Annotated in this window: 27 protein-coding genes; 10 read left to right on the plus strand and 17 right to left on the minus strand. The window is 58.0% G+C overall.

The features are described from left to right. The first annotated feature begins 79 nt into the window (after positions 1-79). The 5 genes from KGB03_RS22820 (at position 80) to KGB03_RS22840 (ending at position 3,390) form a co-directional block, all read left to right on the plus strand. Entirely contained in the window at positions 80-565 is a 486-nt protein-coding gene (locus KGB03_RS22820; RefSeq protein WP_223529102.1) for an Hcp family type VI secretion system effector, read from the plus strand. Continuing rightward, positions 562-2,034 carry a hypothetical protein gene (locus KGB03_RS22825; RefSeq protein ID WP_218537220.1) on the plus strand — a complete coding sequence of 491 codons (1,473 nt, stop codon included), beginning with the start codon at positions 562-564 and terminating at the stop codon, positions 2,032-2,034. Before KGB03_RS22820 ends, KGB03_RS22825 begins: the two co-directional genes overlap by 4 nt. Beyond that, positions 2,031-2,417, plus strand: a complete 387-nt coding sequence (locus KGB03_RS22830) for a hypothetical protein (RefSeq protein WP_218537221.1) — start codon at positions 2,031-2,033, stop codon at positions 2,415-2,417. The genes KGB03_RS22825 and KGB03_RS22830 overlap by 4 nt, the downstream gene beginning before the upstream one ends. Before the next feature lie 157 nt (positions 2,418-2,574). Beyond that, positions 2,575-2,958 (plus strand): hypothetical protein, encoded by a 384-nt coding sequence (locus KGB03_RS22835; protein WP_223529105.1) that lies wholly within the window; start codon positions 2,575-2,577, stop codon positions 2,956-2,958. 45 nt (positions 2,959-3,003) lie between these two features. After that, on the plus strand, positions 3,004-3,390 hold the full coding sequence (locus KGB03_RS22840; RefSeq protein ID WP_111452165.1) for a hypothetical protein: 387 nt from the start codon (positions 3,004-3,006) through the stop codon (positions 3,388-3,390). Positions 3,391-3,429: 39 nt separating this feature from the next. Here the strand turns inward: KGB03_RS22840 and KGB03_RS22845 are convergent, their stop codons facing one another. The 4 genes from KGB03_RS22845 to KGB03_RS22860 all read right to left on the minus strand — a co-directional run bounded on the left by KGB03_RS22845 (position 3,430) and on the right by KGB03_RS22860 (position 7,030). Continuing rightward, positions 3,430-4,389 carry an AraC family transcriptional regulator gene (locus tag KGB03_RS22845; protein WP_317851242.1) on the minus strand — a complete coding sequence of 320 codons (960 nt, stop codon included), beginning with the start codon at positions 4,387-4,389 and terminating at the stop codon, positions 3,430-3,432. Positions 4,390-4,595: 206 nt separating this feature from the next. Then, complete coding sequence (gene catA, locus KGB03_RS22850) at positions 4,596-5,525, minus strand: catechol 1,2-dioxygenase (protein ID WP_223529107.1); 930 nt, start codon at positions 5,523-5,525, stop codon at positions 4,596-4,598. A 55-nt stretch (positions 5,526-5,580) separates the two neighbouring features. Then, positions 5,581-5,871 (minus strand): muconolactone Delta-isomerase, encoded by a 291-nt coding sequence (gene catC / locus KGB03_RS22855; RefSeq protein WP_046047438.1) that lies wholly within the window; start codon positions 5,869-5,871, stop codon positions 5,581-5,583. A gap of 10 nt (positions 5,872-5,881) precedes the next feature. Further along, positions 5,882-7,030 (minus strand): muconate cycloisomerase family protein, encoded by a 1,149-nt coding sequence (locus tag KGB03_RS22860; protein ID WP_223529109.1) that lies wholly within the window; start codon positions 7,028-7,030, stop codon positions 5,882-5,884. A gap of 127 nt (positions 7,031-7,157) precedes the next feature. Here KGB03_RS22860 and KGB03_RS22865 point away from each other — a divergent pair, with 127 nt between their 5' ends. Next, the gene (locus KGB03_RS22865; RefSeq protein WP_008154539.1) at positions 7,158-8,042 is read left to right on the plus strand and encodes a LysR family transcriptional regulator; all 885 of its coding nucleotides are present in this window, start codon (positions 7,158-7,160) and stop codon (positions 8,040-8,042) included. 18 nt (positions 8,043-8,060) lie between these two features. On the opposite strand, the gene KGB03_RS22870 is transcribed toward KGB03_RS22865, so the two are convergent. From KGB03_RS22870 to KGB03_RS22895, 6 genes are all read right to left on the minus strand, one after another. Continuing rightward, positions 8,061-8,303, minus strand: coding sequence for a DUF1652 domain-containing protein (locus KGB03_RS22870; protein WP_111452160.1), 243 nt, complete (start codon positions 8,301-8,303; stop codon positions 8,061-8,063). A gap of 119 nt (positions 8,304-8,422) precedes the next feature. After that, entirely contained in the window at positions 8,423-9,322 is a 900-nt protein-coding gene (locus tag KGB03_RS22875) for a polysaccharide deacetylase family protein (protein ID WP_218537225.1), read from the minus strand. A 100-nt stretch (positions 9,323-9,422) separates the two neighbouring features. Then, positions 9,423-10,370 (minus strand): ABC transporter substrate-binding protein, encoded by a 948-nt coding sequence (locus KGB03_RS22880; RefSeq protein WP_223529111.1) that lies wholly within the window; start codon positions 10,368-10,370, stop codon positions 9,423-9,425. 273 nt (positions 10,371-10,643) lie between these two features. Next, the gene (locus KGB03_RS22885; RefSeq protein ID WP_008157331.1) at positions 10,644-10,805 is read right to left on the minus strand and encodes a hypothetical protein; all 162 of its coding nucleotides are present in this window, start codon (positions 10,803-10,805) and stop codon (positions 10,644-10,646) included. Between the two features lie 60 nt (positions 10,806-10,865). Continuing rightward, positions 10,866-11,177: an AzlD domain-containing protein gene (locus KGB03_RS22890; protein WP_165353329.1), complete on the minus strand. Its 312-nt coding sequence runs from the start codon at positions 11,175-11,177 to the stop codon at positions 10,866-10,868. After that, the gene (locus KGB03_RS22895) at positions 11,177-11,875 is read right to left on the minus strand and encodes an AzlC family ABC transporter permease (RefSeq protein WP_111452156.1); all 699 of its coding nucleotides are present in this window, start codon (positions 11,873-11,875) and stop codon (positions 11,177-11,179) included. The genes KGB03_RS22890 and KGB03_RS22895 overlap by 1 nt, the downstream gene beginning before the upstream one ends. 177 nt (positions 11,876-12,052) lie before the next feature. Here KGB03_RS22895 and KGB03_RS22900 point away from each other — a divergent pair, with 177 nt between their 5' ends. Together KGB03_RS22900 and KGB03_RS22905 are read left to right on the plus strand one after the other, a co-directional pair. Continuing rightward, entirely contained in the window at positions 12,053-13,012 is a 960-nt protein-coding gene (locus tag KGB03_RS22900) for a sensor domain-containing diguanylate cyclase (protein ID WP_223529115.1), read from the plus strand. A 101-nt stretch (positions 13,013-13,113) separates the two neighbouring features. After that, positions 13,114-13,488, plus strand: a complete 375-nt coding sequence (locus KGB03_RS22905) for a DUF2784 domain-containing protein (protein WP_223529118.1) — start codon at positions 13,114-13,116, stop codon at positions 13,486-13,488. A gap of 87 nt (positions 13,489-13,575) precedes the next feature. Here KGB03_RS22905 and KGB03_RS22910 read toward each other — a convergent pair whose 3' ends face one another. The 6 genes from KGB03_RS22910 to KGB03_RS22935 form a co-directional block, all read right to left on the minus strand. Continuing rightward, the gene (locus KGB03_RS22910) at positions 13,576-15,153 is read right to left on the minus strand and encodes a sensor domain-containing diguanylate cyclase (RefSeq protein WP_218537228.1); all 1,578 of its coding nucleotides are present in this window, start codon (positions 15,151-15,153) and stop codon (positions 13,576-13,578) included. A gap of 176 nt (positions 15,154-15,329) precedes the next feature. After that, positions 15,330-16,097 carry an ABC transporter ATP-binding protein gene (locus KGB03_RS22915; RefSeq protein ID WP_218538753.1) on the minus strand — a complete coding sequence of 256 codons (768 nt, stop codon included), beginning with the start codon at positions 16,095-16,097 and terminating at the stop codon, positions 15,330-15,332. Positions 16,098-16,118: 21 nt separating this feature from the next. Next, on the minus strand, positions 16,119-16,832 hold the full coding sequence (locus KGB03_RS22920; RefSeq protein WP_223529121.1) for an ABC transporter permease: 714 nt from the start codon (positions 16,830-16,832) through the stop codon (positions 16,119-16,121). Then, entirely contained in the window at positions 16,829-17,518 is a 690-nt protein-coding gene (locus tag KGB03_RS22925; protein WP_218538751.1) for an ABC transporter permease, read from the minus strand. The genes KGB03_RS22920 and KGB03_RS22925 overlap by 4 nt, the downstream gene beginning before the upstream one ends. Positions 17,519-17,611: 93 nt before the next feature. Then, positions 17,612-18,400, minus strand: coding sequence for an ABC transporter substrate-binding protein (locus KGB03_RS22930; RefSeq protein WP_223529124.1), 789 nt, complete (start codon positions 18,398-18,400; stop codon positions 17,612-17,614). Between the two features lie 39 nt (positions 18,401-18,439). Then, positions 18,440-19,609 (minus strand): M20 aminoacylase family protein, encoded by a 1,170-nt coding sequence (locus KGB03_RS22935; RefSeq protein ID WP_223529126.1) that lies wholly within the window; start codon positions 19,607-19,609, stop codon positions 18,440-18,442. Between the two features lie 85 nt (positions 19,610-19,694). Between KGB03_RS22935 and KGB03_RS22940 the strand changes: the two genes are divergently transcribed. Next, positions 19,695-20,684 carry a LysR family transcriptional regulator gene (locus tag KGB03_RS22940; RefSeq protein ID WP_223529129.1) on the plus strand — a complete coding sequence of 330 codons (990 nt, stop codon included), beginning with the start codon at positions 19,695-19,697 and terminating at the stop codon, positions 20,682-20,684. Between the two features lie 74 nt (positions 20,685-20,758). Here the strand turns inward: KGB03_RS22940 and KGB03_RS22945 are convergent, their stop codons facing one another. Further along, complete coding sequence (locus tag KGB03_RS22945) at positions 20,759-21,286, minus strand: DUF3087 domain-containing protein (protein WP_223529132.1); 528 nt, start codon at positions 21,284-21,286, stop codon at positions 20,759-20,761. 211 nt (positions 21,287-21,497) lie between these two features. On the opposite strand from KGB03_RS22945, the gene ppnN reads away from it, so the two are divergent. Further along, positions 21,498-22,871: a nucleotide 5'-monophosphate nucleosidase PpnN gene (gene ppnN / locus KGB03_RS22950; RefSeq protein WP_111452147.1), complete on the plus strand. Its 1,374-nt coding sequence runs from the start codon at positions 21,498-21,500 to the stop codon at positions 22,869-22,871. Positions 22,872-22,937 lie beyond the last annotated feature (66 nt).

A 22,937-nucleotide genomic window follows, 5' to 3' on the forward strand; every position in this document is an offset into this window, starting at 1 on the left:
CGCATTTTCGGAATCGGACTACATAACTGCTTACAACTTCTGCCATAGACTGCCCGCCTGACTACAAGGAGTGGTTTCTATGGCTAATCACGGTTACATGACCCTAAACGGAAAAGCCCAAGGATTGATTTCAGCGGGTTGCTCAACCCAGAACTCTATCGGCAACAAGTATCAGGTAGCGCACACCGATGAAATCATGGTGCTGTCCTACAGCCACAACATCACTAATATCGGGAACATCAAAAAGTCGACGCATAGCCCGATCATCATCACAAAGGCCGTCGATAAATCATCACCGCTGCTTGCTCAAGCGCTTTCAAACAGAGAAGAAATCAACTGCACGATCAGTTTCTATCGCGTGTCGGCTTTTGGCATGCAGGAAAAGTTTTATACCGTGTCGATCAATGGCGGAGTTATTGCCGACCTGACGCTTGAAATGCCTCATGCCATTTTTCAAAACGACGCCGAGCCTCAGGAACAGGTGGCTATTCGTTACCGCGACATTACCTGGACCCACCACCTGGCAAAAACCGCGGGTTACAGTTCGTGGGGCGATGAAGGATGAGTCCGAATCGTCATGAGTATTGGGACGTCAACAGTGCCGCGGGCAAACTGGTGGGGCAAGCTCGCACTCTTGCTACTCGTCATCTTGCGCAAGGTATGTTGCGTGAGCGGTTCAATCGGGAAGTCGCCTTCTATGCAAAACGCGTTGCGGACGATGTTGCGCAGGGCAACAAAACGCCGGAGCAAGGCTTGCAGGCGCTTGTGCAAGAACAACGAGACCTGCTTAGCCAATCGCAAGCCGTTAGGCGAAAAGCTCAGGGCGCGATCAATGAACGGGTTAAAAGAATCCCGAACTCAACGCTCACACAGCCTTCATTAAAACCTGACCCGGAACGCTTATTGCGCTTTGTCCATGCTCAAAGCCTCGAGTCGACGACCGCGAATTCGCCCGACGCATTGAGGGCAACCTCCTCGCCACATCCAGTCTCGGACTTGAAGTTTTTTCCTCAAGAGCAATGGCCTGCGGCCGTCCCACAAGAAGAACCAGGGTTCTACGTCGTCCCCAGGAGCACGACCGCTGACAAACTGGAAGCTCAGCTTTTCACTTCAGCCTCCCCCGCCGTCATCGCCAAATTCAAGGCCCTGAATCCGAATCTGGATCAGGTGAAAGCCGGGACGATGATTGTTCTCAGCGATCCGAACAATCATCTATGTACCTTCGAAGAAGCGCAGTTGATGCAAGCGGCGGGTAATGTAAATAAAGCCCTGGAGCCTCTCAGTTCAGAGGAAGCCGATTTCATGGCGCGTCACTATGACGAAATAGCCTTCTTTCTTTCCAAGGGTTCAGTCGGTGCCAGCTTCGGACTGTCCATGTTCGCGAAGAACCTGGACGACGTGAAGGTCATTCTGCGTGACATCGAGAGTTTGCATACACGAACTTTTCAAGCCAATGGCCACCTCAACTCCGCCGAGTTTTATGCGGAACGCAAACGCCTGCTGGCTCAGTTGAATACCCAACTCACCAAACTGACAAAAAAGAGCATTGGTTTTCCGGATCATCCCAATCTGAATGCCGTATTGGGTATATCGACTAAAAGTCTTGTTCATCGCTGGAGAAAAGCCGGGGCTGTTGGACAGATTCCTGGTTATGCCACGCATATTGAAGGCGTTTCTAAAGCGGCGAAGTATGTCAAGTATGGCGGTTGGATTGGTACTGCGGTGGGTGGTGGAGCGTCAGTTATCAAGGTTCAGGGAGTTTGTGCGGAAGGGAATGCAGAGGCATGTAAGAAGGTGAAATTTACCGAAGCTGGTGGTTTTTCCGGCGGAGTGGCAGGCGGAGCCATGGCTTCAGCAGCAATTACCGGCTCGACTATAGGTTGGGTCTGCGCAGCACTTTCCGTACCGACTGGCGGGACAGCTGCTCTTGTATGCGGTCTAGTGGTAGTCGGTGTCGGTTCTATTGTCGGAGGCGTCGGTGGAGGCAAAGGGGGAGAGTTAATTGGAGAGAAAATTTATGAGATCACTAAATGAGCGCCGAGACCGTTGATTTATTAATTGCCTGCATCGGACTAATCTATTTTGCAGCTGCATTAGTTTGGATAGGCGTCGCATTACACATGGCCTACACAAAGATGGATATGATGCTAGATCTTTATAAAAACTGTAAGGCGATCATGGTCCGAGCACCTCTCAGACACGGTGGCCCATGGGGAAATTTAATGCTCATAGGAGGTATTTCTGGAATTGTAACCTTCCCCAACTTTTATCTAAAAAGAGGAGAGTTAAGTTTAGAAGACTTGAAAAACACTCCGACTAGCTTGAGGCGTAAACTGGCCATTTTGCAGTGGAGCGTATGGGGCCTTTTATTAGTAATGTCGGGATTCGCGATCATAGCTATATTCGACCTTGCTTGAACATACGATTGGGTCTGCGCGGGCTTAGCAATCCCGACTGGAGGAACGGCCACTCTCGCATGCGGCCTGATAGTAGTCGGGGCAGGTTCTTTTGCAGGTGGGTTTTTAGGGGGGGATAGGGGAGAAGCATTAGGCGAATTAATATATGAGAATACAAATGGACAGCATTGAAATAGTTATCGGTTATTCATCCGGGGTGGTGATTATCGCGATGTTTATTTGGATCGTCGTAATGCTACATGTGGCATACACAAAAATGGATTTTATCCTGGATCATTTGAAGAACTGCTCAGCCATCACGGTTCGTACTTCGCTCAGGCACGGTGGTCCGTGGGGGAGCTTGATGCTTATAGGAGGAATTTCAGGAATTATCACGTTCCCCGGATTCTATCTCAAAAGGGGCGAACTAAGCCCAGAAGACTTGCAAGCCTTCCCTCGCTTACTAAAACGTAAGTTAATAATTATGCACTGGAGCGCACTGGGGCTTTTCGCAGCACTAATTTCACTTGTATTGATCGGAAATTCCGGACTGTTCTATTGATCGGCGAGCCCACTCCAGCAGAGAAAAAATCTACGAGACCATTAAATGAGCATAAGCACCGCTGACAAAATATTTCTTTGTGTTGGTTTAATCGACTTTGGAGGCACATTCATAATAATTGGCATATCACTTCACCTCGCCTATACAAAAATGGACGTGATGTTGAATCACCTGCAAAACTGCCCGGCGGTTATGATTCGGGCACCTTTCAGAAACGGTGGGCCTTGGGGAAATATGTTTTTACTGGGCGCCATAATGGGCGTGATGACTACACCTCGGCTCTACCTACGCGATGGAGGTGCCTGCGCTGAAGACCTAGAGAACTTTCCTGCCGACCTTAAGCGAAAGCTGGTTATTTTGCAGTGGACAGGTTGGGGGTTGTTACTTGTGATGGTCGGCCTTGCCGCCGTTGCCGAACTTGAGCTTGTCTGAAAAAAAATCGCTGTCGCGAGAGAACCTTTTGCAGGCGAATCAAACCCGCCGCTTCAGCGTATCCGACGGCAACTCCCCAAACTGCTTACGGTAGTTATCGGAAAACCGTCCCAAATGCAGAAACCCATAATCCATCGCCACTTCCGTAACATTACGCACGTTGCAGGTCGGGTCACTCAGGCAGGCGTTGATGCGCTCAAGGCGTTTTTGCCGGATGTAGTTTTTCGGTGTGGTGCCGGCGTTGCGTTCGAACAATCCATACAGCGACCGCAGACTCATCCGCGCCTGGCGCGCCAGTTCTTCGCTGTCGATGTCCTGTTTGAGGTGGCCCGCGATGTAGTCGGCAATCACCTCGAACGTGGCCGTCTGTGAGCCGAGACTGATCCGGCTGACGTTGGTCTTCATCAGGCTGAGCATCTTGCTGACGATGATCTGCGCGTAGTGCTCCTGCACCTTGGGAATCTGTTCGGTGGCCTCGGCCTCCTGGCAAATCATCGCCAGCAGAGCGACAAAGCCTTCCAGTTCATTGAGTTGATATCGGTTTTCCAGAAACCGCACGCCCTGCCCCGGATACCGCCAGCGCTGTTCATCGCATACGGATTCCAGCAACTGGGTGGGGACTTTGAGGATGAATTTTTCGCAATCGTCGGAATACGTCAGGTCCACCGGATCATCGGGATTGATCAGCAGCAACTCGCCGGGTGCGAAGTAGTGTTCCTGGCCATGGCCGCGCCACAGGCAGTTGCCGCGCAGCAGCACTTGCAGGTGATAGATGCTTTCCAGCGCACCGGAAGTGACGCGCACGCTGCCGCCGTAACTGATGCGGCACAGGTCGAGGCTGGCAAACTTGCGGTGATTGAGGCTGGCCAACGGTCGCCCGGCCCGGGGCATCAGAATGCAATGGTTACCGACATGCTGATTGACGTACCCCGACACCGCGTAAGGGTCGGCGTGGTCGAATACGGTGCTGCGCTGACTCAACAGTTGCGCTTGCATCATCGGGTCACTCTCATTGTTGTTATAGGTTGCGTCGGGCCAATCCAGGGCAGTGCTTGCAAGGGTGTGTCAGTGGAGTCACCTGTGGGAGCGAGCCTGCTCGCGAAAGGGCCATCAGCTTCAACATCAACGTTGACTGGCACTGCGCTTTCGCGAGCAGGCTCGCTCCCACAGGTTATCTCGTGGCCCGGTTCCGTTGTTCGAGGATATCAGTCCTCGAGCGCGCGGACCCGCTCGTGGCGTTGCTGCTCGTCGGGTTGCGCGGAGGTCTGCAAGGTGAAATCGAAGTCGATTTCGGCAAAACGACCGCTGACACCGTGCGCCGCTGCGCGCTGTGGATCGTCGCTGAAGGTGATTTTGGCAATCAGCTCGTCACGGGTGGCATAGGCGAAATCGTCGTGCAGGTATTGATCGCCATCGAGGTTGATCTGGGTGGTCAGGTGACGATGATCCGGCGCGGAAATGAAGAAGTGAATGTGCGCCGGCCGTTGACCATGACGGCCCAGTTGATCGAGCAATTGCTGGGTCGGACCGTCCGGCGGGCAGCCATAGCCCGACGGCACGATGCTGCGAAAGCGATAACGACCCTCGGCATCGGTGACGATACGACGACGCAGGTTGAACTCCGATTGAGCGGTATCGAAGTAGGAGTAAGTGCCGCCGGTGTTGGCGTGCCAGACATCCACTACCGCACCGGCCAACGGTTCGCCGGCGGTGTTCTTGACCTGGCCCTGCATGAACAGCACCACACCCGGATCGATGCCGTCATCCAGTCGCGCTTCGCCTTCCGACAGCGGCGCACCCGCCACGTACAGCGGGCCTTCGATGGTCCGCGGTGTGCCGCCAGCCTTGCCGGCCTGTTCATCTTCAGCGTCCATCAACAGATCGAGATAATGTTCGAGACCGAGCCCGGCCACCACCAACCCGGCCTCTTGACGCGCACCCAGCACGTTGAGGTAGTTGACGGCTTTCCAGAACTCTTCCGGGGTCACGGCCAGGTCTTCGATGATGTTCACCGAATCACGCAGGATGCGGTAGACCAAGGCCTTGACCCGCGGGTCGCCGGCCTCGTTATGCAGGCCGCTGGCCTCTTCGAGAAACTTTTGGACGCTGGCAGTGTGGGAAATCTTGACGTTCATTTTGGTGGGTTCCTCATCTTGTAATTATTAGCGTAGCGAACTGAACAGGCTGGGTTCAGCGGTCATCTTCGCGAATGGAAGAAGGATGCCGGCACATCGCATCGACCTCGATCGCCATGTATGGAAACAGCGGTAATTGCATGAGTAAGTCGTGCAGTTCCTGCACGCTGTCGACGTCGAAAACGCTGTAATTGGCATAGTGCCCGGCGATGCGCCACAGGTGACGCCACTTGCCTTGCTCTTGCAGGCGCTGGGCCAGGGCTTTTTCGTCAGCCTTCAGCTTCGCGGCTGCTTCGGGATTCATATCGACCGGCAGGTTCACGGTCATTTTTACGTGGAACAGCATAATGCTCTCCTCAGGCTTGATGAATGGCAGTGGACGTTTTGTCACGACGGAAGAACGCCAGACGTTCTTCATCGAGGTTCAGGCCCAGCCCCGGTGTTGTCGGCACGTGCAGCTCAAAATCGCGATAGACCAGCGGCTCGCTGAGAATGTCTTCAGTCAGCAGCAATGGTCCGAACAACTCGGTATCCCACGCCAGCTTATTCAGCGTGACAAAAGCATGGGCCGAGGCCAGGGTGCCGATGCCACCTTCGAGCATGGTGCCGCCATACAGGCCGATACCGGCCGCTTCGGCAATCGCAGCGGTTCGCAACACGGCGCGCGGGCCGCCGTTCTTGGCGATTTTCAGGGCGAACACCGAGGCCGCGCCTTCACGGGCCAGGTTGAACGCATCCTCCACGCATTCGATGGATTCGTCGGCCATGATTGGCGCCGGGCTCATGGCATTCAGGCGCGCCATGCCGGAGCGGTTATTGCGCGAGATCGGCTGTTCGATCAGGTCGATACCGTTGGTTCCCAGGATCCGACAAGCGCGCAGCGCGACCGCTTCATCCCAGGCCTGATTGACATCGACCCGCACACTGGCGCGGTCGCCCAAGGCTTTCTTGATTGCAATGACGTGGGCCAGGTCGCGGTTGACTTCACCGGCACCGATTTTCAGTTTGAAGATCCGATGGCGGCGCAGGTCGAGCATTTTTTCCGCTTCGGCGATGTCCTTGCCGGTGTCGCCACTGGCCAGGGTCCACGCCACTGGCAGGGCATCGCGAACGCGGCCGCCCAGCAACTCGCTGACCGGCAGCCCAAGGCGTTTGCCCTGAGCGTCGAGCAAAGCGGTTTCGATACCTGATTTAGCGAACGTGTTGCCCCGGATGCTGCGCTCCAGGCGCAACATCGCGGCATTCACGTTGGCGCTGTCCTGGCCCAGCAGCAGCGGCGCGAAGTGTTTGTCGATGTTGGTCTTGATGCTGTCAGGGCTTTCGTTGCCGTAGGCCAGGCCACCGATGGTGGTGGATTCGCCAATACCTTCAATGCCGTCGGCACAGCGCACGCGAATGATCACCAGGGTCTGGTTCTGCATGGTGTGCATCGCCAGCTTGTGCGGGCGGATGGTCGGCAGATCGACGATGATCGTCTCGATCGATTCAATGGCTGTTGCAAGCATGTCGATACCTGTCAGGTTCTTAAAGTTCTGGAACCGATTCTGGTACGGCTTTTTTCGGGAAGCCAATATAGAATTGGTCTGACTTGATACCTTTAAGGTATGCAACCGATTTGCGACTGGAGGCCCCATGGAACTGCGTCACCTGCGGTATTTTCAGGTGTTGGCTCAAACCCTCAATTTCACCCGTGCCGCTGAACTGCTGCACATCGCCCAGCCGCCACTGAGCCGGCAGATGCAGCAACTGGAGGATGAACTCGGGGTGTTGTTGCTGGAACGCGGGCGGCCGCTGAAGCTGACCGATGCCGGGCGGTTTTTCCATGAGCACTCCACCGCCCTGCTCGAGCAATTGAGCAAGGTGTGCGACAACACGCGACGGATCGGTCTGGGCGAAAAGACCTGGCTGGGCATCGGTTTTGCCCCGTCGACGCTCTACGGCGTGCTGCCGGAACTGATTCGCCGTTTGCGCAGCGGCGAGCCCCTGGAGCTTGAACTGGGGCTCTCGGAAATGACCACGCTGCAACAAGTGCAGGCGCTCAAGGCCGGGCGCATCGATATCGGTTTCGGCCGAATTCGCATCGACGACCCGGCGATCATCCAGACTGTATTGACCGAAGACCGACTGGTCGCCGCCCTGCCCGCCGGTCACCCATTACTGGCCGGGCCGATCAGCCTTCGCGAATTGGCAAAAGAACCCTTCGTGCTGTACCCCGGCAACCCGCGCCCGAGCTACGCCGACCATGTGATCGCGTTGTTCGAGTCCTATGGCGTGAGCATCCATGTGGCGCAATGGACCAACGAGCTGCAAACAGCCATCGGTCTGGTGGGAGCGGGAATCGGCGTCACCCTGGTGCCGGCCTCGGTGCAGTTGCTGCACCGCGACGACATTGGTTTCACGCCGTTGCTGGAAGACAACGCGACCTCGCCGATCATTCTCAGCAGACGCGTGGGCGACGTATCGCCGGGGTTGAATCATTGTTTGCAGATGATTGATGAACTGCAACCGCGGGCCTGATCCGCAATGCGACCTGCTTCAGCCGGCAAAGGCCCGGCGACCGGCGCGCATCTCGATGCGCAACTCGCCAATCAGATTGGCGATAGCGCGAATGCTGGTCAGCCGTTCGGGTGATACACCGGTAATCAACAGAACAATGCGCCCGGTGGCGGGTTCGTAGACTTTGATCCGTAACGTTCCGTCGGGATTCACTGTGCAGGCGCAGGAAAGCGGTTGAAAACCGGACTCGACAATGCGGCAAAGCTCAGGAACTGAAACCATGACTGGCGCCTCCGTGGCTGGTAATCGGATCCAACTTGCTCAGCATAGATGGGCTTTTCCCATCCTGCGCCCGCCAATGCTCAAAATAAGTGTTAGCTGTTTCTCACTTTGGCGACCTTTCAGTGAGAATCCGCACCCCAGATCCAATTCCAGAGCCCCGGTAACTCAACCGGCTGCGAACTGTCGCGAACAGTACGCGCCATGGCGGCCCGTTGCAGCGCTGCCGTGTCGTCGTAAAACGGCTTTTCCGCGGTTTTCACACCGGTCGCCTGTGCGCTGTCGAGGAGGATTTGCAGGTACTCCCGCGTATGCCGGGCGGTATAGCGATTGAGATCGTGGAACGTCACCACCACCGGAATCACCCCGTCCACCACCGGTAACTCGCCACGGGCGATGCGTTCTCGCACTTCGGACATTGTGCGCAAGAAGTGGGCCCGCCGCCGGGGGCTGGCGTTGAAGCCCCAGATCTTGCCGTCATTGGCGCTCAAGTCGGTCAGCAGCACATGCAGGCCGTGTTGCTGATAGGCCGCGAAGGTGCGCTTGTCGTAGTTCCAGAATGGCGGGCGCACCAGGGTCGGTGGCGCACCAGTGATCGCAGCGATGTCGGCGCTGCCGTTGGTGAGGGACTGTTCCAGTTCTTGCGGATCCAGGGATCGATGATTGGTGTGCCCGGGCGTGGCCGTGTGGAAGCCCAGGATCTGACCTTCGGCCTGTTCGCGGTGCATGACCTGGCGCCCTATTTCACTGCCGCCGGCTCGTGAGGCACGGGTCTGCACGAAGAACACCGCTTTGAGGTTCGGCTGCACCGGGTTCGTCGTCAGACTGTCGAGCACCGTCATCGTCGGATTCCAGAAACTCGAGGCGCTGGGACCGTCGTCGAAGGTCAGCAGAAAACGGATCGGTGGTTGCGCGCTCAGACGCTGTTCGGTCTGCGGCGTCATTTCGATGGGTGAAGCGATGCACCCCACCAGCCCTGTGGCGATGATGAGTGCAGAGAGAACCTTGACCAGCCGTTTCATGTTTTGCCCATTTATCCTTCGTCGGCCCCGCAGGTCGCTGCGGGCCGAGGTTGGATCAGGGTACACAGGGTTTGGTTCCAGTGCTGCCCGGCATCGTGGGTTACTGGGCAAACGCCTGCTGAAACGAGCTGTCGATAATTGGCGCAGTCGCCAACGCAGCCGGTAGCGCTTTTACCTTGAACAGGAAGTCCGCGGTGCTTTGCAGATCCTTTGCTGCCAGCGCATCCACCGGGCCAACGGTCATGTGAGCCTGGCGCAACCAATGGCGCGAAACGTTCTGGTCAAGGTTGGCTTTCTTCGCCCAGAGATCGGCGTACTCGTCGGTGTGGTTGTCGACCCAGGCCCGGGCCTTTTTCAGTCGCACCAGAAAGTCGGCAATGGCTTCGCGTTTGCTGTCGATCGACGGCGTCGAGGCCGCGATGGCGCTCAGGCCGGGCATCAGGTTCTTGGCGGTGAGGATCGGCCGGGCGCCGGAGAACAGAATTTGTTGGGAGATGTAGGGTTCCCAGACCGGGAACGCGTCAATGCTGCCCTGAGGCAACGCGGCGGCGGCATCGATCGGCATCAGTTTGATGAAGTCGACATAGTCTTCCGGCAGGTCGGCTTTTTCCAGGGCGCGCAGGGTCAGTTGCTGGCTCCAGGCACCGGGCCAGTAAGCGACTTTCTTACCCTTCAGATCGGCGATGGTTTTGACCGGCGAATCCTTGGGCACCAGCAAGGCGATGGTGTCGGGGTTCTGTCGCGACACACCGATCAGTTTCACCGGCGCCTGTTTGGCGGCGAGGAACAGAAACCCCGAATCGCCGAGAAAACCCAGATCCAGCGCACCGGTATTCAGCGCTTCAGCCAGCGGCGCGGCGGCCTGAAAGTGCTTCCAGTCGACGGTATACGGCGCGTCTTTCAGCACGCCCGATGCCTCCACCGAAGCGCGAACGTTGTAGTAGTTCTGATCACCGACATGCAAAACAACGGGCTCGGCGGCGTACGCCAATGGTGCGGCGAACAGTGCGCTGGTCAGCAGACTACGCACGAATCGGGACAGGTTCATCGGAGGCTCCTTGAGGGTCATTGCGATAGACCATAACGCTCTTACAAGAAGCTTTTGAAATTCGATTAATGCATAAGCTCATGACCCGCAGCGAACAGTGTTTGCCTGGTAACAGGGACTGAACAGACTGTTTCCTCCTGAACAGAGCAGCACGCATCAAAGCGTAGCAATTGGGTATTACACACAATCGTTGGAATGCGATCTGATTTAATAATCGCCCAATGAAAAAGCCCCACATTGATAGCGCGGGGCTTTTTTGTATGTGCAGCGCGGTCAAGGTTTCAGCGGACGTTCCTGGTCGCGATCTGACAGCTCTTTACCGTCGTCGGGGTGCTTCCAGTCCGGCGTCGAACGCCGTTGCCGCTCAATCTCTTCTTCCGTGGGTTCGTCATCCACATCTTCATCCGGATACGGACGCTTTGGATCATTAGCCATGCTCACCTCTCTTCCTGTAGGGGTCCTCTTTAAGCGTAGAACAATTTCGACGGGAACGACTTAGAGCCACCAACGCAGCAAAAAGAAGAACCCCATGCTCAACAACATGCTGAGCAACGTATTACGGGTGTAAAGCACCAGCCCCACCGCCACCAGCGAACTGATCAGGTACGGGTTATCCCACTGCAGATTCAGCTGCTTGTCCGGCATGAACACGATCGGCCCACAGATCGCCGTCAGCATGCCCGGCACCGCAAACCCCAGGAACTGCCGCGCATTGCTGCTCAAGCGCACGGGCAGCCGCGGCTCCAGAAACACATAGCGGTTGAGGAATACCAATAGCCCCATGCCGAAAATCACCGCCCAGACCATCATGTGCGTCCACCGTAGAATTTGTTGCAGATAAAGCCTGCGGTCATGCCCGCCAACCCCGACAGCACCAGCGCCGAGCCCCATTGCCAGTAGCTGAACAGCACCGAGCAGAACAACGACACCGCCACGCACACCACGGTCGGCACGTTCCGCACCACCGGGGTGATCAGGGCGATAAAGGTCGCTGCGATGGAGAAGTCCAGTCCCAGATGTTCCAGCCCCGGAATGCTGCTGCCCAGCACGATGCCGGCCAGGGTGAAGAGGTTCCAGGCGATGTAGAACGTCAGGCCGACACCCAGCGCGTACCAGCGGTTGAACTGTTGTTTGTCATGCGCACTGGTCAGGGCGAACAGCTCGTCGGTGAGCAAAAAACCGAGCCCCACACGCCAGCGCCCCGGCAATGGCGAAATCACCGAACGCATGCTCATCCCGTAGAGCAAATGCTGGGAGGTCAGCAGCAGCGTGGTCAGCAGAATCGAAAAGATCCCCGCACCGCCCTTGAGCATGCCGATCGCCACCAGTTGCGCGGCTCCGGCGAATACGATGCTCGACAACCCCTGGCCTTGCAGGGGCGTGAGATTGGCCTCGATGGCCATGGAACCGGCCAGAAGTCCCCAGGGCGCGGTCGCCAGTGACAACGGCATGATCGCCACAGCGCCGCGAAGAAAGGCATTGCGCGGCATGAGTGAATTGGACATAACGCTCTACAACCAGGGAAAGACCTCAGACTGTGCCAGCAGTCATGGTCGCTGGCTTGAACAATCTTGCGCACTTGTGCCGCGAACTTGTTCCACTCATCGGCTGCACGCTTGATTCACTACAGTAGTAGCAACATGATGGCGCAGTTTTTTCATCTTTGAGATCCGGCCCCCCTCATGAGCGCAATCGAAAGCGACAGCGACAGCGACAGCGACAGCGACAGCGACGTCTACAAAACCCTGCTTGAGTCGACCAAAGCAATCCCATGGCGGATCGACTGGAAGACCATGACTTTCAGCTACATCGGTCCGCAGATCGAGCGCTTGCTGGGCTGGAAGCAGGACAGTTGGGTGGGGGTCAATGACTGGGTCGAGCGCATGCACCCGGATGATCGCGACTACGTGGTGGAGTTCTGCGTCTCGCAATCGCGGGCGGGTGTGGATCACGAGGCGGACTATCGAGCGCTGACCCGCGACGGCGACTACGTGTGGATCCGCGATGTCGTGCACGTGGTGCGCAAGGACGGTGAAGTGGAAGCGCTGGTCGGTTTCATGTTCGACATCAGCGAGCGCAAGAAAACCGAAGAACACTTGAGTCGCCTGCAAAAGCAACTCGAAGAATATTCGTTCCAGGACGGACTGACCGGCATCGCCAACCGGCGCATGTTCGACACCGTACTGGAACGGGAATGGAGCAACGCTCAACGCACGGGATCACCGTTGTCGCTGCTGATCCTGGATATTGATTACTTCAAACAGTTCAACGACCACTATGGGCACATCAAGGGTGATGAATGCTTGCGGCGTGTCGCTCAGACCTTGTCCCTGGCGGCCAACCGGCCACGGGATTTCATCGCGCGGATCGGCGGTGAAGAGTTCGTCTGGCTGCTGCCGGAAACCGATGCCGAATCCGCAAGACTGGTGGCAAATAAATGCCTGCACCTGATTCGCCAGCAGCACATCCCCCACGAGTTTTCTGCGGTATCGAAGCGGCTGAGCCTGAGCCTGGGTGTCGGCACCACCACGGCATCGCTGCACGCGACGGCGCTGGAATTCGTCGAGCAGGTGGACAAGTTGCTCTACAAGGCCAAGCACAACGGCAGGATGCGTGCGGAGCTCGCTGATTTTCGCGATTGACGAAAGGCGTGCTCGCAGCGCCGAACAGCAGCAATCGATAGAGCACCAGCGACCCGCCCGGGTACCATGGAGCCATTCGCATAACGCGTCAGGGAGTCGACATGCTTTACCGAATCGCCGCCGACGGGCTGGTCCTGTTCCACCTGTTGTTCATTCTGTTCGTGCTGTTCGGCGGGCTGCTGGTGCTCAAATGGCGCCCCCTGATCTGGTGGCACCTGCCTGCGGCTGTGTGGGGCGTGTCGGTGGAAGTCTTCCACCTGACCTGCCCACTGACACAGTGGGAAAACCTCATGCGCGACGCGGCCGGGCAAACCGGTTACAGCGGCGGTTTCATCGAACATTACGTGTGGCCGGTCATTTACCCGGCGGGCCTGACGCCGGCAATTCAGCTGGGACTGGGCAGCGTGGTGCTGGCGATCAACGTGCTGGTCTACTTTAGATTGATCAGGCTGTGGAAGTTACGTCGGGCCACCTGAACCCGATTCAAGGATTGCGCCCATGTTAACGATTGAAGGTCTCACCTGGCTGGAAGCCATCCGGGCAGTTGGCAGCCTTGTTTGAATTCAATTGGCAATGACGCTCATGTTCCGGCCACTGGCCTTGGCCACGTAGAGCGCCTTGTCGGCGGCGCCCACCAGGTCGTTGGGCTGGGCTTGTGACGCCGGATTGTAAGCGGCGACCCCCAGGCTGACCGTCACCGTGCCTTCAGCCCCTTCACTGTGCCGGATGCCGGCCAGCTGAACCGCGCGACGGATTTTTTCCGCCACCAGAAACGCTCCCACGTAGTCGGTCCCCGGCAGTACCACCGCAAACTCTTCGCCGCCATAGCGGGCAGCCAGGTCGCCGGGGCGCTTGATGTTGTCCCTGATGATCGTGCTGATGTTGCGTAAACACTCATCGCCGGCCACATGGCCGTAAAGATCATTGAAGCTTTTGAAGTGATCGACATCGATCATCAGCAGTGCGAGGTGGGTCTGGTTGCGCCTGGCGCGGCCCATTTCGGCGAGGATGAACAGATCGAACTGACGCCGGTTGGACAGCCCGGTCAGTGCGTCCTCCAGCGCCAGCAACTCAAGACTGCGGTTGACCTCGATGAGTTTTTCCTGCGCATCCAGCAATACGCCCTGCACGTGATTTTGCTGCTTCATGAGGCGAATGAGGCGATAACCGAGGACGCCCAGAAACCCCAGGAACAACGCGACGATCCCGGCACTCAGCAGTACCTCCTTACGCCAGGCGGCCAGGACTTCATCTTTATTCAGCGCCGCAAAGATGATCAGCGGATAACCGTCGACCCGGCGAAAACCGACCACCCGCTCGACCCCATCCACATAGGACGGGACCGTTGCCGTGCCTGAATCGCCCTTGGGCAACAGTTGCGTAAACAGCGGCCCCTTGGCGACGCTGGTGCCGATTTCAGTTTCTTTGAACGGCCGGCGAACGACGATGGTGGCGTCGTCGGCGATCAGGTTGATCACGCCGTTATGGCCCATGTCGATGCTGTCGTAGAGCCCGAGGAAATGGTTGAGATAAATCGTTGCCAACGCCACACCGGCAAACCGGCCATCCGGATGATTGACGCGACGGGACACCGTCATGATCCACTCACCGCTCGAACGGCTCTTGATCGAAGGGCCGATGTGGGGACCGCGGTCGGGATGATCGCGATGGAAGATGAAATATTCACGATCGGAGTTGTTGGCATCGGGCACCACGGCGCCGTTGGAATTGGCAACCCAGCGCCCTTCTTCGTCAAAGATAAACAAGCCATGGAGCTGGCTCAACTCACTGCGCTGGGTCTTGAGCAACCGCTCCAGCCGGGGTACCCGGGACGGATCGATGCCGTCGTTTTCGAGACGATCCACCAGGGTCAACAGCAACGTATCGGCTTGCTTGATCGACGCCTGCGCTTGCGAGGCCAGCGTCTGAGCCAGGTTGGCCATCGCCACTTCTTTGTCGTGCAGATGGTACTGGCGCGAGTTCCAGGCTTCCCAAATCACGATAGCCGTCATGGACAGGCACACCGCGACCAGCAGAATCACCGCAGAACGAACCTTGAGTGTGACCCCGGTTTGCTCGGCGACCCAAGACACGCCATGGCGGGATTGTTCGATTTGGTTGTTAACGGACGGATGACCCATGACGCTCCCTGAATATTGATCACAGGGCGAATCTTCCCGTTCGCCCTTTTTATGACCCCTGACGGGTATGAGCCGCCTGGTGGAGGCGACTATGCCTCATCAAACACCCGATAGGTGATTTGCGCGAGAACTAATCTCACCTCCGGTTCGCCCAGGCTGCGGTTCAGCGTTTGTCGTTACTTGAGGCTTCCCGCTAAAAACTGCTGCAACCGCTCGCTTTCAGGCTTATCCAGAACAGTAGACGGTGCCCCTTGTTCTTCAACCCGCCCCTGATGCAAAAACATCACATGGTTCGACACCTGCCGGGCAAACGCCATTTCATGGGTGACCACCACCATCGTCCGGCCCTCTTCGGCCAGCTGCTGCATGACCTTGAGCACCTCACCCACCAGCTCGGGGTCCAGGGCGGAGGTCGGTTCGTCGAACAGCATCACTTGCGGTTCCATGGCCAGCGCACGAGCAATGGCGACACGCTGTTGCTGGCCGCCGGACAGCTGGACCGGATACTGCGTCTCGACCTTTGCCGGCAAACCCACCTTGGCGAGGTAATGCCGCGCCCGCTCCAGAGCCTGCGCCCGGCTGACACCCAGCACGCTCATCGGGCACTCGATGATGTTTTCCAGCACCGTCATGTGGCTCCACAGATTGAAGTGCTGGAACACCATCGACAGCTTGCTGCGCATGACCTGCAACTGCGCGGGATCGACCGCACACAGATCCCCCCTCGAATTCTTGCGGGTGAGCAGCTCTTCGGCATTGACGATGATGCGCCCGGCGGACGGCTGTTCGAGATGGTTGATACAGCGCAAGAAGGTACTTTTTCCCGACCCCGAAGAGCCGATGATGCTGATCACGTCACCCGCCCTGGCCTTGAGTGAGACACCCTTCAATACCTCATGGCTGCCGTAGTTCTTATGCACATCTTCAACGATCAATTTATACATTCGAGCATGTCCAGTTAGGGGTCAGTGCGTCCGCGGTTTGAGGTAGCCGAGCCAATGCAGTTCGCCGCGACGAAACAGCCAGATCAGGAAAAACGCGCTGCCGGCATACAGCACCCCGGCGATCCCGAACGCGGCAAAGGATGCATAGGTCGCCGAGTTGACGTCCCGGGCAATCTTCAGCAGATCGGGGACCGTGGCGGTAAATGCCACCGAGGTGGAATGCAGCATCAAAATCACTTCATTGCTGAAAAACGGCAGGGCCCGACGCAACGCCGACGGCAGGATGATCCGGCGATAGAGGGTGAACCGGCTCATCCCGTAGGCGCTGGCGGCCTCGATTTCGCCGTGGGGAGTCGCCCGGATGGAACCGGCGAAAATCTCGGTCATGTAGGCGCAGGTATTGAGCGCGAACGCCAGCACCGTGCAGTTGAACCCGTCACGGAAAAACGCGTTGAGAAAGTCCTGGGAACGCACCACGTGCAAGCTGTACACCCCGGTGTAGAAAAACAGCAGCTGGATGTACAACGGGGTGCCGCGAAACACGTAGGTGTAGCACCAGACCGGCAGACGGATCAGCGGGCTGCGGCTGACGCGGGCAATCGACAACGGCACCGCGAGCAGGAAGCCCGCCACCACCGAAAGAATGAGCAGCCACAAGGTCACTGCCAACCCGGAAAAGTGTGGCCCGTCACTCCACAGATACGCCTGCCAGTAGTTTTCGAGAATGCCGGTCATAGCGCAGCCTTCCTGACACCCACCGAATAGCGGTGCTCAAGCCACATCAAGACAACGTTGGACACCGTGGTGATGGCGAGGTAGATCAGGCCGCCGACCAGCGTGAAATAGAAGAACTGCAGGGAGCCCTTGCCCGCATCCTGCGTGGCTTTGATGACATCCGTCAGGCCGATGATCGATACCAGCGCGGTCGACTTGATCAACACCTGCCAGTTGTTGCCAATGCCCGGCAGTGCGTGACGGAGCATTTGCGGGAACAGGATTTTGCGAAAGGTTTTGCCACGGGTCATGCCGTAGGCCCTTGCCGCTTCGATCTGGCCAGCCGGGACCGCCTGGAAGGCGCCGCGAAACGTCTCGGTAAAGTAAGCCCCGTAGATGAAAGCCAGGGTGATGACGCCGGCCAGAAACGGGTCGATGTCGATCTGAGCGATGCCCAGCCAATCGGTCATTCGGTTGAGCAGCATTTGCAGGCTGAAGAACAGCAACAGCATGATCACCAGGTCCGGCATGCTGCGAATCACCGTCGTATAACCGGTGGCCAGCGTTCGCAGCAAACGGTTGGAGGACAACTTGGAACTGGCGCCGAGCAGCCCGGCCAGGACCGCGATCAACAATGACCATAACGCCAGTTTGATAGTGGCCAGGGTGCCCAGCAGGATCTGCGGGCCAAAGCCTTCCAGAAGCATTTCACTCTCCTTGTTCTTATTAGGTCGAGGTGAAGGGGGATGCTGCGATGAAGCGGCCAGGCGACCGCCCTGCTTTCAAAGGTCGAAGGGGTGTTACTTCGCGCCGTAGACGTCGAAATCGAAGTACTTTTTATTGATCCGCGCGTAAGTGCCATTGGCGAGAATCGTCGCCAGGGCTTTGTTCAAGTCTTCGCGTAACTCGACATCGCTCTTGCGCAAACCGATGCCGTCACCGACGCCGAAAAAGGCTGGGTCATCCAGAGTGGCGCCGGCAAATTCATAGTCCTTGCCCTGCGCGGTGTTGAGGAAGCCGTAGCTGGCTTGAATGGCCCCTTGCAACGAGGCATCGAGTCGGCCCACCACCAGGTCTGCATACACCTGGTCCTGATTTTGATAGGAGAGCACGTCGATGCCTTTCGAACCCCAGACGGCTTTGGCAAACGCCTCCTGAGTCGAACCCTGCTCCACGCCAATGCGTTTGCCCTTGAGCGATTCGAGGGTGGGCAGCAGGCCCGATCCACGTTTGACGACCAACCGGGCCGGCGCATTGGAGACCTTGTCGGTGAACGCAATCTGTTCCAGGCGCTTGGGCGTCACGGTCATCGACGACGCCACCGCATCGAACTTGCGCGCCAGCAGCGCCGGGATCATCCCGTCCCAGCTGCTTTCAACCCAAATGCAGCGGGCCTTCAACTCGGCACACAGCGCCTCGGCGATGTCGACCCCGAAACCGGTCAGTGTGCCGTCCTGGTTCTTGTATTCCAGCGGTGGATACGTGGGGTCGACCCCCAGTTTCAGGACTTTGCCAGACCAGTCGGCCGCGCCGGCCAGACCAGACGCCGTCAACAACACCAATGAAACAGCCGCAATCATCTTGTTCATTATTTTTGTTCCTCTCAGGCCCAACGAAAATACGACGACTCAACCCAGAAAACGCTCGACCAACCTGACCCAGTAACTCGCACCGATCGGCAGGCAGGCATCATTGAAGTCGTAGCCGGGGTTGTGCAGCAGACACCCGCTATCACCCTCGCCATTGCCGATCACCAGGTAACTGCCGGGGCATTTTTCCAGGACAAAGGCAAAATCCTCACTCGCGGTGAAGGGCCGCAAATCGTCGATCAGTTGCCCTTCTCCCAGCCAGTCGCGAGCGACTTCACGGGCAAACGCGGTGGGCTCGGGATGGTTAATCAATACCGGATGACAATGCTGATAATCGATGTAGGCCCGGGCGCCGAAGCTGGCCGCCTGACCGTTTACCAATTCGGTAATCCTGACTTCGAGCAAGTGGCGAACCTCGGGGGTCAGGGCACGCACGCTCAGGCTCATCTCGGCGCTGGACGGAATGACGTTCGAAGCGCTTCCGGCATGCAGGGAACCCACCGTGATGATCGCCATTTCCTGCGGATTGACGTTGCGCGAGACGATGCTTTGCAGGGCGATCACGATCGAGGAGCAGACCAGCACCGGGTCGACCGCCTTGTGCGGCACCGCGCCATGGCCACCGTTGCCGATGATTTTGATATTCACCGTATCGGCAGACGCCATGAACGGACCGCTGTAGAACCCCAGATGTCCGACGGGATAACCCGGCACGTTGTGCATGGCGAAGATCGCATCACACGGGAACCGTTCGAGCAGGCCGTCCTCGAGCATTTTCCGGGCACCGCCCAGGCCTTCTTCGGCCGGTTGAAAAATCAGATTCACCGTGCCGTTGAACGTCCGGGTCTGCGCCAGGTGTTTAGCGGCGGCGAGCAGTGTTGCCGTATGGCCGTCGTGGCCGCAGGCATGCATGACGCCGTCGATGCGGCTGGCATAGGGCAAACCGGTGGTTTCCTGAATTGGCAGTGCATCCATGTCGGCGCGCAGACCAATGGACCGCCCCTCGCCATTTCTCAGGGTGGCGACGACGCCGGTCTTGCCCACGCCAGTGCTGACCTCAAACCCCCACTGCGTCAAACATTCTGCCACCCGCTCGCTGGTGGCGAATTCTTCAAAACCCAACTCGGGGTGCGAGTGAAGGCTGTGGCGCAACGCGATCATTTCCTCTTGGATGGCTGCAATACCCGGCAAGACTGGGTCGGCGATCATTGTTGTATTCCTTCGATAAGACCTGAGCGGTTGCTGAGTCGGATCTTAGGGAACGGGCTCTGGGCTGGGGAGGCCCAGTTTGGTTATGATGACAACCATGAGTTGTCACCAGGGTGAGCAGATGAAACTCCATCAATTACAAGCACTGATTGCCAGCGCCGAAACCGGCAGCATCCGCGCCGCCGCGCGTTCGCTGGACATCTCCCAGGCCGCCGTGACCAAAGCATTGCGCGAACTGGAAACCAGTCAGCAGTTACCGCTGTTCACCCGAACCCCTAGCGGCCTGAACTTCACGGAATACGGCAAAGTATTGCTGACCCACGCCCGACTCGTGATCAAGCAACTGGAGCATGCACAAACCGAGCTCGATCACATGCGTGGCAAGGCCCAGGGGCGGCTCTGTGTCGGGGTCACGCCCTGGATCGCCCTGACCTTCTTGCCCGAGGTGGTCCTGGCGTTTCGCGAGCGCATGCCGCAAATCCGCCTGGAGCTGTACGAAAGCCTGATGGCCGTGGCCCAGCCGTTGTTGCGTGATGGCAGCATGGATTTTGCCATTGGTCAGTTGCACCCGGCGCAATCGACCCAGGAGTTTGCCTGCGAAACCTTGCTCGATTACCAGACATCGGTGCTGGTCCGTCAGGGTCATGCCCGGCAGGACGCTCGGTCAATCCATGAGTTACTGGAGCAGAACTGGACGCTGAACTACGCGCCGGACGGACACGACGGGCTGATGCAGGCGCTGTTCTGGAAACACGGTGCGCAGATCGATGAGAACCGAATCGTTCGGGCTCATTCACTGGCCATCCTGCAGATGATGGTCGAACGGGCCGACATGTGCACCTGGGGCCCGTCCATCGTGAGCGTCGCCCCGCCCTTCCTCGGCCGGGTGGTTGCCCTGCAACTGGCCGAGCAGTTCGAACCCCGGCAGCTGAGCATAGTGACCCGCCGCAATGGTTCCTTGAGCAATGCCGCGCTGTGCTTTACCGACTGCCTGTTGCAGGTCATTCGACGCCATGCCCGCTCGGCCAAAAAAGAAGACCGGGAACTGTTTGAAACCCTGCGCCTACGGGTTTAAGCGCCATAACACGATCCGTGTAGGTTTGCGTTGCGGCTGAAATGGCTTAACTGATCGGCATTAGATCCAATGCTTTAGCGTGGCGTCTGCTTCACGGCCTCGATCCAGGCCGGATTCAATTGCATCTGATCAGTCCCGATGCCCAGCGCTTCCATCCGCGCCTTGTGCTGATCCATCTCGCGGGTCAATTGGCTGTGATCACTGGAGTTGCCGTCCAACTCGTGCATCTGGCTCAAGCCCAGATGGTAGAAACGCAGCAGCTTCATGGCCGTCGGATCCTCCTTCTCCACCGCCGCCGTCACCTGATGCATGACGTTGGTGATGCTCATCAGGCTGCGCTTGAGCTGCCAGCCGTAAACCGCCGGGGCCATCCATGGCTGGGTCCAGAACATGCCGCGCATCAGCCCTGCCATCAGCAGCACCGACACAAACACGCCGCCGACGTTAAATCGCAGATTGTCGCCACCGGGTTCGCCGAACAGCGCCACCGCCGTGGTGGACAACACCATCGCCAGGGCCAGGAAAATCAAGGCTATGATTATCGTGCTGCGTCGCGTCTGGCTTCGATAGCGTTCGGGGTTCTGCGGCTGGATTTCGAACATCGCGACGGGGTTCCTTGAGGGCATGGGTAAAAAGGCTGCGGGGCATTATCGCCTCTGCAGGGGATTTAGCTATGCTGGGGCTCCTTTTCATCTTTTCATCGTCAAACGGGGAAATGGCGATACAGCGCAGTTCGTGCCATCTTCTTTCATGGATACATACTATTCGGATGCCATTTGCCTGTATGAATGGCATCGTTTTAAGGATCATTGAATGACCCAACGACAAGTAATCAACGCCTCGGTCAGCCCAAAAGGCAGCCTGGAAACCCTTTCTCAACGTGAAGTACAGCAACTGAGCGAAGCCGGATCCGGCAGCACCTACACCTTGTTCCGCCAGTGCGCCCTGGCCATCCTCAATACCGGCGCCCATGTCGATAACGCCAAAACCATTCTCGAAGCCTACAAGGACTTCGAAATCCGCATTCACCAGCAGGACCGCGGCGTACGCCTGGAACTGCTGAACGCCCCGGCCGACGCCTTCGTCGATGGCGAAATGATCGCCAGCACCCGGGAAATGCTCTTCAGCGCCCTGCGCGACATCGTCTACACCGAAAACGAACTCGATGCCCAACGCATCGACCTGAGCACCTCCCAGGGCATCAGTGACTACGTGTTCCACCTGCTGCGCAACGCCCGCACCCTGCGCCCCGGCGTAGAGCCGAAGATCGTGGTGTGCTGGGGCGGCCACTCGATCAACACCGAAGAATACAAATACACCAAGAAAGTCGGCCACGAACTGGGCCTGCGCAGCCTCGACATCTGCACCGGGTGTGGCCCTGGTGTGATGAAAGGCCCGATGAAAGGCGCGACCATCGCCCACGCCAAACAGCGTATCCATGGCGGCCGCTACCTCGGCCTGACCGAGCCGGGCATCATCGCCGCCGAAGCGCCCAACCCGATCGTCAACGAACTGGTGATCCTGCCGGACATCGAAAAACGTCTAGAAGCCTTCGTCCGCGTCGGCCACGGCATCATCATTTTCCCGGGCGGCGCCGGCACGGCCGAAGAGTTCCTGTACCTGCTCGGCATCCTGATGCACCCGGACAACGCAGGCCTGCCCTTCCCGGTGGTCCTCACCGGACCGAAACATGCCGCGCCGTATCTGGAGCAACTGGATGCGTTTGTCGGCGCCACCTTGGGTGAAGCTGCGAAGCAACACTACGAGATCATCATCGACGACCCGGCTGAAGTCGCGCGTCAAATGACTGAAGGTCTGAAAGCGGTCAAACAGTTCCGCCGCGAGCGCAATGACGCGTTCCATTTCAACTGGCTGCTGAAGATCGACGAAGGCTTCCAGCGCCCGTTCGATCCAACCCACGAAAACATGGCCAACCTGAAACTGAGCCGCAACCTGCCGGCCCACGAACTGGCCGCCAACCTGCGCCGCGCGTTCTCCGGCATCGTCGCCGGCAACGTCAAGGACAAGGGCATCCGCCTGATCGAAGAGCACGGGCCGTACCAGATCCGTGGCGACGCGGCGGTGATGCAACCGCTGGATCAACTGCTAAAGGCCTTCGTTGCCCAACACCGGATGAAACTGCCAGGTGGCGCGGCGTATGTGCCGTGTTATCAAGTGGTCGCGTAGCAGGCCATCCCCCCCCTGTGGGAGCGGGCTTGCTCGCGAAGGCGGTGTGTCAGTCGACATTTATAG

Origin of the sequence: Pseudomonas sp. BF-B-26, assembly GCF_019956495.1 — a bacterium.
GTDB lineage: Bacteria > Pseudomonadota > Gammaproteobacteria > Pseudomonadales > Pseudomonadaceae > Aquipseudomonas.

Bases quoted from the DNA above. Each gene is read 5' to 3' on its own strand.
- KGB03_RS22820 (WP_223529102.1), top strand. From the start codon at position 80: ATGGCTAATCACGGTTACATGACCCTAAACGGAAAAGCCCAAGGATTG.
- KGB03_RS22825 (WP_218537220.1), top strand. From the start codon at position 562: ATGAGTCCGAATCGTCATGAGTATTGGGACGTCAACAGTGCCGCGGGC.
- KGB03_RS22830 (WP_218537221.1), top strand. From the start codon at position 2,031: ATGAGCGCCGAGACCGTTGATTTATTAATTGCCTGCATCGGACTAATC.
- KGB03_RS22835 (WP_223529105.1), top strand. From the start codon at position 2,575: ATGGACAGCATTGAAATAGTTATCGGTTATTCATCCGGGGTGGTGATT.
- KGB03_RS22840 (WP_111452165.1), top strand. From the start codon at position 3,004: ATGAGCATAAGCACCGCTGACAAAATATTTCTTTGTGTTGGTTTAATC.
- KGB03_RS22845 (WP_317851242.1), bottom strand. From the start codon at position 4,389: ATGATGCAAGCGCAACTGTTGAGTCAGCGCAGCACCGTATTCGACCAC.
- catA (WP_223529107.1), bottom strand. From the start codon at position 5,525: ATGAACGTCAAGATTTCCCACACTGCCAGCGTCCAAAAGTTTCTCGAA.
- catC (WP_046047438.1), bottom strand. From the start codon at position 5,871: ATGCTGTTCCACGTAAAAATGACCGTGAACCTGCCGGTCGATATGAAT.
- KGB03_RS22860 (WP_223529109.1), bottom strand. From the start codon at position 7,030: ATGCTTGCAACAGCCATTGAATCGATCGAGACGATCATCGTCGATCTG.
- KGB03_RS22865 (WP_008154539.1), top strand. From the start codon at position 7,158: ATGGAACTGCGTCACCTGCGGTATTTTCAGGTGTTGGCTCAAACCCTC.
- KGB03_RS22870 (WP_111452160.1), bottom strand. From the start codon at position 8,303: ATGGTTTCAGTTCCTGAGCTTTGCCGCATTGTCGAGTCCGGTTTTCAA.
- KGB03_RS22875 (WP_218537225.1), bottom strand. From the start codon at position 9,322: ATGAAACGGCTGGTCAAGGTTCTCTCTGCACTCATCATCGCCACAGGG.
- KGB03_RS22880 (WP_223529111.1), bottom strand. From the start codon at position 10,370: ATGAACCTGTCCCGATTCGTGCGTAGTCTGCTGACCAGCGCACTGTTC.
- KGB03_RS22885 (WP_008157331.1), bottom strand. From the start codon at position 10,805: ATGGCTAATGATCCAAAGCGTCCGTATCCGGATGAAGATGTGGATGAC.
- KGB03_RS22890 (WP_165353329.1), bottom strand. From the start codon at position 11,177: ATGGTCTGGGCGGTGATTTTCGGCATGGGGCTATTGGTATTCCTCAAC.
- KGB03_RS22895 (WP_111452156.1), bottom strand. From the start codon at position 11,875: ATGTCCAATTCACTCATGCCGCGCAATGCCTTTCTTCGCGGCGCTGTG.
- KGB03_RS22900 (WP_223529115.1), top strand. From the start codon at position 12,053: ATGAGCGCAATCGAAAGCGACAGCGACAGCGACAGCGACAGCGACAGC.
- KGB03_RS22905 (WP_223529118.1), top strand. From the start codon at position 13,114: ATGCTTTACCGAATCGCCGCCGACGGGCTGGTCCTGTTCCACCTGTTG.
- KGB03_RS22910 (WP_218537228.1), bottom strand. From the start codon at position 15,153: ATGGGTCATCCGTCCGTTAACAACCAAATCGAACAATCCCGCCATGGC.
- KGB03_RS22915 (WP_218538753.1), bottom strand. From the start codon at position 16,097: ATGTATAAATTGATCGTTGAAGATGTGCATAAGAACTACGGCAGCCAT.
- KGB03_RS22920 (WP_223529121.1), bottom strand. From the start codon at position 16,832: ATGACCGGCATTCTCGAAAACTACTGGCAGGCGTATCTGTGGAGTGAC.
- KGB03_RS22925 (WP_218538751.1), bottom strand. From the start codon at position 17,518: ATGCTTCTGGAAGGCTTTGGCCCGCAGATCCTGCTGGGCACCCTGGCC.
- KGB03_RS22930 (WP_223529124.1), bottom strand. From the start codon at position 18,400: ATGAACAAGATGATTGCGGCTGTTTCATTGGTGTTGTTGACGGCGTCT.
- KGB03_RS22935 (WP_223529126.1), bottom strand. From the start codon at position 19,609: ATGATCGCCGACCCAGTCTTGCCGGGTATTGCAGCCATCCAAGAGGAA.
- KGB03_RS22940 (WP_223529129.1), top strand. From the start codon at position 19,695: ATGATGACAACCATGAGTTGTCACCAGGGTGAGCAGATGAAACTCCAT.
- KGB03_RS22945 (WP_223529132.1), bottom strand. From the start codon at position 21,286: ATGTTCGAAATCCAGCCGCAGAACCCCGAACGCTATCGAAGCCAGACG.
- ppnN (WP_111452147.1), top strand. From the start codon at position 21,498: ATGACCCAACGACAAGTAATCAACGCCTCGGTCAGCCCAAAAGGCAGC.